The 2,505-nt window shown below is 47.6% G+C and carries 1 protein-coding gene; it reads right to left on the reverse strand.

The features are described 5' to 3' along the window. The coding region (locus Q7P41_RS08595; protein ID WP_303883496.1) for a UPF0182 family protein at nt 1-2,505 on the reverse strand (2,505 nt) is incomplete at both ends.

Below are 2,505 nucleotides of genomic sequence, written 5' to 3' on the forward strand. Positions count from 1 at the left end.
GGGTCTCGTCAAATCGTCCAGGCGCTGCAAGTAACCTTCCAGGCGCTTTAAAGCTTCTCCGTACCCTGCCCAATCGCCCCTTCGCAATGCTTCCTCTGCTTCATTGTATGTTTCCCTGGCTCTCCTTACCAATTCCCCGAGGGTACCGCCTTCAGGCAAGCCCTCCGATTTGTACAAAGGAGATTCTGTCGCTTTGGTTTCCCTTTCGTCCTCAATTCCAAATAAATCGCTAATTACGTCATCGAAGCGCTCTCCCCAAACTACGCGGCCACCGGCCGCAAGGATTATCCTCTTGAGTTCGGGAAGATCGCTGTTTTCTGCCCTTAAGTAGAGAGGTTGCACGTACAAAATCGAATCCTCCAAAGGGATCACTAGCAATCTTCCAAATATTACGTCCGAGCCTCTCTGTCCCCACAAAGAAAGCTGTGCTGATATCTCGGGATGTTGATTTATCAATGCCTCTATCTGCTGGGGGCCGTAAATCAGTTTCTGCTTCGGGAATACATAGGCCACCAGCTGACCGTAAGCATCTCCATCGCAACGCCCCGCTAACCAGGCAATCATGTTGTTCTTTCCTATGGGGAGATAGGGCGTGACCAAGACATATTCAGCCCTCTCCTCTTCTCTCAGCTTCGTAACGATATAATAGGGCGATGCCTGCGATCCTCCGTGTGTGGAGAAGGACCAGACGTCTTCTTTGTTGTAAAAGGTGTTTGGGTCCGTCATGTGATACACGGAAAATATTTGAGCCTGCACTTGAAAAAGGTCCATGGGATAACGTCGATGGAGGATCAACTCGGAGGGCATCTCTTCCAGGGGCTTAAACAGATCGGGAAATATCTTATTCCAAATGAGGATCAAGGGATCCTTAGGATCGGAAATGTAAAACTCAACGTTACCGTCATAGGCATCAACCAGAACTTTTACGCTGTTTCTGATGTAGTTAAAACGCATCTTTCCGGCTTTGGTCGATAGAAGTGTTGGCTGCGAATAGGGATATCTGTCGGTTATGGTGTAAGCGTCCATCACCCATACAAGCCTTCCGCCCATCACCGTAAGGTAAGGATCTTGATCGAAAAGCAAAAAGGGCGCGATGCGCTTAGCCCTTTCGAGTATATTCCTGTAATACATGATCCTGCTCTCCGACGTGATTGCGTCGGTGAAAAGAATTTGAGTATCGCCAAAGCGAACGGTAAATGCCAACCTGCGTAATAAAGAATTAACGGGAACTCCTCCGCTGCCTTCATAGGTGGAGCGGACGTTCTCGTCTCCAGCAGGGTAGTCGAACTCTTGAACCGTCGTTTTTACCAGAACATAATAATCGGTCATTTCTCCGTAATATATTTGAGGATATTCAATGGAAAGGGGAATGGTTGTCCTGGGAGGCAAGTCTTGAACGTAAAACACGGGCAAGCCCGTTGGGGTTACCTCATTGACAGGATTCATTACTATGCCATAACCATGGGTAAACTCGAGATGCATATTCACCCATGTAGGGTTTTGAAGCTGCCGAACCTCCAATTCCCTTGCGGCGAGCATCACCTGCCTGGGCACTTCGCTTTGTAAATAGTAGCGATCTATATCGATGTCGGGGAAATCGTAATAGGTCCTAATTTCCTGAAGTTGCTTGTAGCTTCTAAGCAAGGGGCCGTAATCCCACAACCTTATGTTCTCTATGGTTTCGATGTTTTTATTAAGGTCTTCCATCGTCACTCCGTCTTTGGGAGTGATATGGCGCACTACTACATCGTCTAACCCGTATGCGCGTTGCGTGGCCAGGATGTTATGTCTTATGTAAGGGCTTTCCCGCTGAAATTCGTTGGGCTCTACTACATATCTTTGAATTACCCCTGGATATATGCCCCGCAAACCAATTGTTCCAACGATCCATACTCCAATCAAGACTGCTATGAACTTCCAACTTTTGCGTCTAGCAGCTATGGGGAGAAAAAGCCCGATGACGGCGACGGCTGTGGCAAGGACGTTTAAGGCCAACAGACGAGCATGCAAGTCTGTATATCCCGCTCCGTAGACGACGCCCAGGGGAGAAAAGAGAAGTTCGTAACGGTCAAGCCAATACCCCAACGACAACAAAAGCATTAAAATGCCGGCCAAAATCCCCAATTGCAACCGCTCTCGCGCCGAAAGGGGGATTTGTCTGTAGGATTCCATGTCAACTCTTCCCTGAGCTCTGGCGATAAAGAAGATGAAAGCCGTACCTATCAACGAAATCAAAAAGACTTTAAACAAAAGACTTTGTGCATACCTATAAAAGGGGTATTGAAATATATAAAATCCAATATCTTTATTGAAAATTGAATCCTTTGCGTCAAAGGGCATTCGATTCAAAAACCTCAAGACCATCGCCCACTGATCTTTTGCCCCAAAGGCCAAAGCAAGAGCAACGACTAGGGCAAAGGCGTTGATCAACATCTTTACCCGAGGCAGGTTCAAGGGGGAATCGAAAAAGACCACAGCTTCCAAGGCCGTCTTCCTTGCCCGCAT

This window comes from Acetomicrobium mobile (assembly GCF_937920065.1).